Annotated in this window: 6 protein-coding genes; 1 reads left to right on the top strand and 5 read right to left on the bottom strand. The window is 72.9% G+C overall.

Going from position 1 to position 6499, the window contains the following annotated elements:
• The 3 genes from ACFVH5_RS19750 to ACFVH5_RS19760 all read right to left on the bottom strand — a co-directional run bounded on the left by ACFVH5_RS19750 (position 1) and on the right by ACFVH5_RS19760 (position 1943).
• Complete coding sequence (locus ACFVH5_RS19750; RefSeq protein WP_385834944.1) at positions 1-948, bottom strand: phosphotransferase; 948 nt, start codon at positions 946-948, stop codon at positions 1-3.
• 278 nt (positions 949-1226) lie between these two features.
• Entirely contained in the window at positions 1227-1436 is a 210-nt protein-coding gene (locus tag ACFVH5_RS19755; RefSeq protein ID WP_107019729.1) for a hypothetical protein, read from the bottom strand.
• Positions 1437-1676: 240 nt separating this feature from the next.
• Complete coding sequence (locus tag ACFVH5_RS19760) at positions 1677-1943, bottom strand: hypothetical protein (protein ID WP_384810261.1); 267 nt, start codon at positions 1941-1943, stop codon at positions 1677-1679.
• 196 nt (positions 1944-2139) lie between these two features.
• Here ACFVH5_RS19760 and ACFVH5_RS19765 point away from each other — a divergent pair, with 196 nt between their 5' ends.
• Positions 2140-3597: a protein kinase gene (locus ACFVH5_RS19765; RefSeq protein ID WP_385834957.1), complete on the top strand. Its 1458-nt coding sequence runs from the start codon at positions 2140-2142 to the stop codon at positions 3595-3597.
• 477 nt (positions 3598-4074) lie between these two features.
• Here ACFVH5_RS19765 and ACFVH5_RS19770 read toward each other — a convergent pair whose 3' ends face one another.
• Both ACFVH5_RS19770 and cobA read right to left on the bottom strand, forming a co-directional pair.
• Positions 4075-4893, bottom strand: a complete 819-nt coding sequence (locus ACFVH5_RS19770) for a TrmH family RNA methyltransferase (protein WP_384810263.1) — start codon at positions 4891-4893, stop codon at positions 4075-4077.
• A 64-nt stretch (positions 4894-4957) separates the two neighbouring features.
• Positions 4958-6226, bottom strand: coding sequence for a uroporphyrinogen-III C-methyltransferase (gene cobA, locus ACFVH5_RS19775; protein WP_385834945.1), 1269 nt, complete (start codon positions 6224-6226; stop codon positions 4958-4960).
• Positions 6227-6499: the final 273 nt, after the last annotated feature.

Genomic DNA, 6499 nt, shown 5'->3' on the forward strand with positions numbered 1-6499 from the left:
CTACGTCGCGTAGTCTCCCGCCAACTCCGGTGGGTGCGCTGCCATTCGGTCACATGCGTCGATCACGGACGTCTCGACCTCGTCCAACGGGCGCCCGGCCGCGACCGACTTGGCGATCGCCTGCGCCGCGGTCTGCACACTCAGGGCGCGGGCCGGGACATCGAGGGCCGGCCAGGGATCACTGTCCGCCGGGACGGCCGTACCCCCGGCCCTCCGGTACGCGGTGAGGAAACGCGTCCACTCGTCGGGCGCCAGGAGCCCGCAGGCGAACCAGGCCGCGGGACGGGCCAGGTCCCAGGCGGGATCGCCGAGGCCGAGGTCGTCGATGTCGATGAGCAGCCAGTCGCCGCTCCCCGACCGCACCAGCTGGCCCAGGTGGAGATCACCGTGACAGAGCGTGCCCAGGTCCGGCATCGGGGCCTCGCCCCGCGCCCAGGCGGGCAGGACGGCCCAGGCACGCAGCACGGGGGCCGCCGCCGGGTGCGGTCCCGCCGCCAGGAGGCGGGCGACCGCCCGGGCCGCCTTCGCCGGGCCGCGCATGGGAGGCAGACCGGACGGAAGGACGGCGTACGGAGTCCGGTGCAGCCGGGCGAGCAGGGCCGCGGCCTCCTCCCAGGGAGCGGCGTCCGGGTCGTCGCGGTCCACGGGAGTGCCGTAGGACCAGAAGGTGACCGGCCTGCCGTCCAGTTCGGCCGTGCCCGGTCTCTGCGGCGGCAGGAGGACGCCGTCGAGCGCGGGGTGCGCGGCCACGGCCAGCCTCGCCGCGAGCTCCGTGGGGTCGGTGCCGGCGGCGTGTGCCTTCGCCACCGTGGCTCCGTGCCGGACCACGGTGCCGTCGGGCCGGTCGGCCAGCACGGAGGTGTCCGTACCGCAGACGCAGGTCTCCGCCGCCGGATGGGCGGCGGCCCGCACCTTCGCGCTGAGCGCGGGCAGCACATCTGCGGTCACTCGGGTCCTCCTCAGGTCGTACGCCCCGGCCCCGTCCGGCCTTGTCCTTTTTCAACCAGCCTTGTCCGGTTCCGTCCCCGGTCCGGTCGCGCGTGGGCGGGTCCACAGCGTCTCAGGAGCGTACGCAGAAGGTCCCAGAAGCCTGGGCGGGCAAAGCAATGCGGGCGCAGCTCCCCAGCTGCGCCCGCATCTTTTGCCGTCCGCCGCACCCCCGTCCCCACGGGGTTTCATGGCCGGATGTCCCCGCCCGGACCGCTCTTCCGGGCCTGGGGCGCCGCTCAGCGCCCCAGCATCACGCCCACGGACGACGCCTGTGTGACCACTGCCTCCCAGCCGCCGAAGACGACTACGAGCAGGGTGGCCAGAGGAAGAACCATGGCCGTCGCCACCAGGGGGTGGCGCCGACCGGACCGGCTGGGCCCGAACGCGGCGGTGTACGCCCTGCGTCCCTGTGTACGGATCATCGCCCGCGATGCCGTGTCAGCCATGGTCCCTCTCCTGACCGTTCTGTTGAAAAGCTTCTCGTGTCCGACCTCTGACGACGCCGGACCTCTGATATCTGGCAGCGGCGGGTGTCTGACCTCGGGGGACGAGTGCTGCCACCCGCCGCTTGACAACAAATCTAGGCGGGAGGGGCGTGTGGGTCGTCATGCCCTCGTACCTATTACCGGGCCTCCCGGAGGATGAGCGGTGACCTGCGGAGTACTCCCCTGGGTGGAGAAGGCCTTCTAGGTCTCGGGGGTTTCCCTGAGGGGGCGTCCGGTCTGTTCCGAGCTGTCCTCCCTCGGGACCGGTTGTTCGACGAGTGCGAGCACCCGGGTGGACATGAAGCGGGCCGTACGCACGACTGATCCACTCCTGGTGACTTCGCTCACTTCGACCACCCCTCTGCGGACCGCCGTCTCCACCCGACGGCCCGCCCGGCTGGCCACCACCTCGTACGTACGGGTCGTGTCCCCCGCGTCGACCACTATCTCCACGCGATCACCCTTCACGGGCCCAATCCCCCTTCTGCGAGCGATGGTTGGGATTCCGCGCAGCTCAACGCCGCCGCAGTCCCCCGTCCCCTGACCACCTCTCAAGTTTCCCACCCGGCACTGACAATCGGTCGGGCCGCGAGGGCGCGGCCTCTGCGCGCACCCGGCCGCGGAAACGTAAGCTGTGGCTCGTCAAACGGACCGGGCAGCGGGGATGGACATGGCGATGATGCGCCTGAGGCGCGAGGACCCGCGTGTCGTCGGCTCGTTCAGGCTTCACCGACGGCTCGGCGCGGGCGGGATGGGCGTTGTCTACCTGGGCTCCGACCGGCGCGGCCAGCGGGTCGCGCTGAAGGTGATCCGGCCCGACCTCGCGGAGGACCAGGAGTTCAGGTCGCGATTCGCCCGCGAGGTGTCGGCGGCACGGCGGATCAGGGGCGGGTGCACCGCGCGGCTCGTCGCCGCGGATCTGGAGGCCGAGCGGCCCTGGTTCGCGACCCAGTACGTTCCCGGGCCCTCGCTGCACGACAAGGTCACCGAGGACGGGCCGCTCTTCGCGTCCGAGGTCGCGGCCGTCGGCGCCGCCCTCTCCGAAGGGCTCGTCGCCGTGCACGAGGCCGGTGTCGTTCACCGGGACCTCAAGCCGTCGAACATCCTGCTGTCCCCGAAGGGGCCGCGCATCATCGACTTCGGTATCGCCTGGGCGACCGGGGCGAGCACGCTCACGCACGTGGGTACGGCCGTGGGGTCGCCCGGGTTCCTCGCGCCGGAGCAGGTGCGGGGTGCGGCGGTCACGCCGGCCACGGATGTGTTCGCGCTCGGCGCGACGCTGGCGTACGCCGCGACGCAGGACTCGCCCTTTGGGCACGGCAGTTCCGAAGTGATGCTCTACCGGGTGGTGCACGAGGAGCCGCACCTGCACGGTGTGCCCGACGCGCTGGCCCCTCTCGTACGCGCCTGCCTGGCGAAGGATCCCGAGGAGCGGCCCAGCACGCTGCAGTTGTCGTTGCGGCTCAAGGAGATCGCGGCGCGGGAGGCGCAGGGTATGGGCGAGGCCCGGCCGCCCGCTCCCCGTGCGGCGGAGGCCGACCGGCCCACCGGGCGGCTCGCCGACGATTACGACGACTATCCGGAGCAGCGGACGCAGCGGCGGACGCAGGGGTCTTCCGGGCCTCGGGGGAACGGGTCGTCCTCGCGGTCGGGGGCGCGTCCGCCGGCTCCCTCGCGGGGTGGCTCGAATCGGTCCGGCTCCGGATCTGGCTCCGGGTCCGGGTCCGGGTCCGGGTCCGGGTCCGGGTCCGGCAGCAGGGCCGGGCAGTCCGGCAGTCGTGCCGGGCAGTCCGGCAGTCGTGCCGGGCAGTCCGGCAGTCGTGCCGGGCAGTCCGGGAGTCGGAGTGGGGCGCCGCGGAGCGGGACCGGGCGGTCTGGGCCTCGGACCGGGCCGCGGACCGGACCTCGGACCACCGGGACCGGGCGGCGGCCTGCCAATCCGCGGCTGTTGCGGCAGCGGCTGTTCGTGTTCGTGGTGGTGACGTTGCTCGTGGCGCTGGCGATTGCTGCGGCGCAGGGGTGTCAGGGGCCTGCTCGGGGGCTTGATCGTGGGGGGTCCCCTGGCGGGGGCGTGTCGCAGGAGCAGTCGTATCGGCAGGGCGGGCTTCAGCAGGGCGGGTAGGGCGGGTAGGGGTGTTCGTCGGGTGCGGGTGCGGGTGCGTTGTGGTTGGGCGCGCGGCTCCCTGCGGCCCCCTGCGGGGCGCGACGGGGTTGCTCGTCGTCTGCGGGTGCGACGTTGCTGAGCGCGCCGTTCCCCGCGCCCCTTACGGGGCACACCGGCGTCAGTCGTCGACTGAACGTGCGTCGTGGTTGGGCGCGCCGTTCCCCGCGGCTCCCTGCGGGGCTCGACGGTGTTGCTCGTCGGCTGCGGGTGCGACGTTGCTGAGCGCGCCGTTCCCCGCGCCCCTTACGGGGCACACCGGCGTTAGTCGTCGACTGAACGTGCGTCGTGGCTGGGCGCGCCGTTCCCCGCGCCCCTTACGGGGCACACCGGCGTTAGTCGTCGACTGAACGTGCGTCGTGGTTGGGCGCGGCGTTCCTCGCGCCCCTTGCGGGGCGCCCCCGTCGTCGCGTGCGCCGGCCGGCGGGGCGTGCGGGCTCAGCGGGTTGGTCTGCCTGTTGCCACCGCGTAGAACGCGACCGCTGCTGCCGCTCCTACGTTCAGGGAGTCGACTCCGTGGGCCATGGGGATGCGGACCCATTCGTCCGCTGCCACCAGGGCCTGGGTGGACAGGCCGTCGCCCTCCGCGCCGAGCATCAGGGCGACGCGGTCCATGCGGTGCGGGGCCACCTCGTCGAGGGTCTTGGCCTTTTCGTCCGGGGTGAGTGCGAGGAGGCCGAAGCCCGCCTCGCGGACCGAGTCGAGACCCTTGGGCCAGGAGTCCAGGCGTGCGTACGGCACGGCGAAGACCGCGCCCATGGAGACCTTCACCGAGCGTCGGTACAGCGGGTCCGCGCAGTCCGGTGAGAGCAGGACCGCGTCCATGCCGAGGGCGGCGGCCGAGCGGAAGATCGCGCCGATGTTGGTGTGGTCGTTGACCGACTCCATGACGACGACCCGGCGGGCCGTGCGGAGCAGGTCGTCGGGGGTGGGCAGCGGTTTGCGCTGCATGGAGGCGAGCGCGCCGCGGTGCACGTGGTAGCCGGTGACCTGTTCGGCGAGGTCGGGGCTGACCGCGTACACCGGGGCCGGGAGTTCGTCGATGACGTCGCGCATGACGTCGACCCACTTGGCGGACAGCAGCATCGAGCGCATCTCGTAGCCGGCGTCCTTGGCCCGTCTGATGACCTTCTCGCCCTCGGCGATGAACAGGCCCTCGGCCGGTTCGCGCTTGCGGCGCAGCTCCACGTCGGTCAGGCCTGTGTAGTCACGCAGGCGCGGGTCGGCTGGGTCCTCAACGGTGATGAGATCGGCCACAGGGTGATACTGCCTTGTCCTGAGTGCGGTGCCAACGGCTTGGAACGGGTTGCGTTACCCGGGGTTACTCAGAGGTCCCGTCAGAGGCCCCGTCGGACGTCTCGAACGAGCCGTCCGCCCCCACGGTCACGACCTCCCCGATGACGATGACCGCCGGCGGCCGTACCTCCTCGGCCCGGGCGGTCTCGCCGACCGTCGCCAGGGTCGCGTCGACGCGGCGCTGCGCCGCGGTCGTACCCTCCTGGACGAGCGCCACGGGGGTACCGGGCGCCTTGCCGTTCTCGATGAGGGTACGGGCGATCGCGCCGATCTTGTCCACGCCCATCAGCACGACCAGGGTGCCGCGGAGCTTGGCGAGTGCGGCCCAGTCGACCAGGGAGCGTTCGTCGTCGGGGGCGACATGGCCGCTCACGACCGTGAACTCGTGGGCGACCCCGCGGTGCGTGACCGGGATTCCCGCCGCGCCCGGCACGGAGATCGAACTGGAGATGCCCGGGACGACCGTGCAGGAGATGCCCGCCTCGGCCAGTGCCTGGGCCTCCTCCATGCCCCGGCCGAACACGAAGGGGTCGCCGCCCTTGAGACGGACCACCGACTTGCCCTGCAGGGCGTGCTCGATGAGCGCGTTGTTGATGGCCTCCTGGGCCATGAAACGCCCGTACGGGATCTTCGCCGCGTCGATCACCTCGACGTGCGGCGGGAGTTCGGCGAGCAGGTCGCGCGGGCCCAGGCGGTCGGCGATGACCACGTCCGCCTCGGCGAGGAGACGCCGGCCGCGGACCGTGATCAGGTCCGGGTCGCCGGGACCGCCGCCGACCAGGGAGACGCCGGACGTACGGGTGCGGTGGTGGGGTGCCACGAGGGTGCCGTCACGCAGGCCCTCGACCACCGCGTCGCGGATGGCCGCGGTGTGGCGGGGGTCGCGGCCCTTGGCGTCCGTGGTCAGGACGGCCACCGTGACGCCCTCGCTGTGGCCCGTCGCCGGGGTCCAGGCGGTGGCCTCGTCCGCGTCGTCCGCGCGCACGCACCACACACGGCGGGCCTCGGCCTCGGCGGAGGCCTCGGCGTTCGCCGCGGAGTCGGGGGTGGCGATCAGGACGTACCAGGATTCCGCGAGGTCGCCCGACGCGTACCGGCGCCTGGTCCAGGTCAGTTCGCCGGCGTCCGCCATGGCCTCGACCGAGGGGGTCGCGGACGGGGACACGAGCTGGATGTCCGCGCCCGCCGCGATGAGGGCCGGGAGGCGGCGCTGGGCGACCTGGCCGCCGCCGAGGACCACGACGCGGCGGCCGGCGAGGCGGAGGCCTACGGGGTAGGCGGGGTTTTCGGCCATGGAGGTGCGGCTCCTCAAGCGGGTGGTGCGGGGTGGCGCGCTGCGGCGGTGGAGCGGGCCTGACGTGCGGATTTTATGGGGCGGGGTGGTGGAGGGCGGGGGTGGGTGGGGGTACTTTCCCCTGGCCCGCCCCTTGCCGAAACCGGGGCTGTGCCCCGGGCCCCCCGCGTGTGCGGGTCCGTCGTGGGGGGGTTGCCCCCCCAGCAGCCCCCCCGGACCCCCGCCCACACAACCAAGCGAGGCGCCCCAAAAAAGGTGAACCCCCCCCCGAGC

Origin of the sequence: Streptomyces sp. NPDC127119 (assembly GCF_042677425.1) — a bacterium.
Lineage (GTDB): Bacteria > Actinomycetota > Actinomycetes > Streptomycetales > Streptomycetaceae > Streptomyces.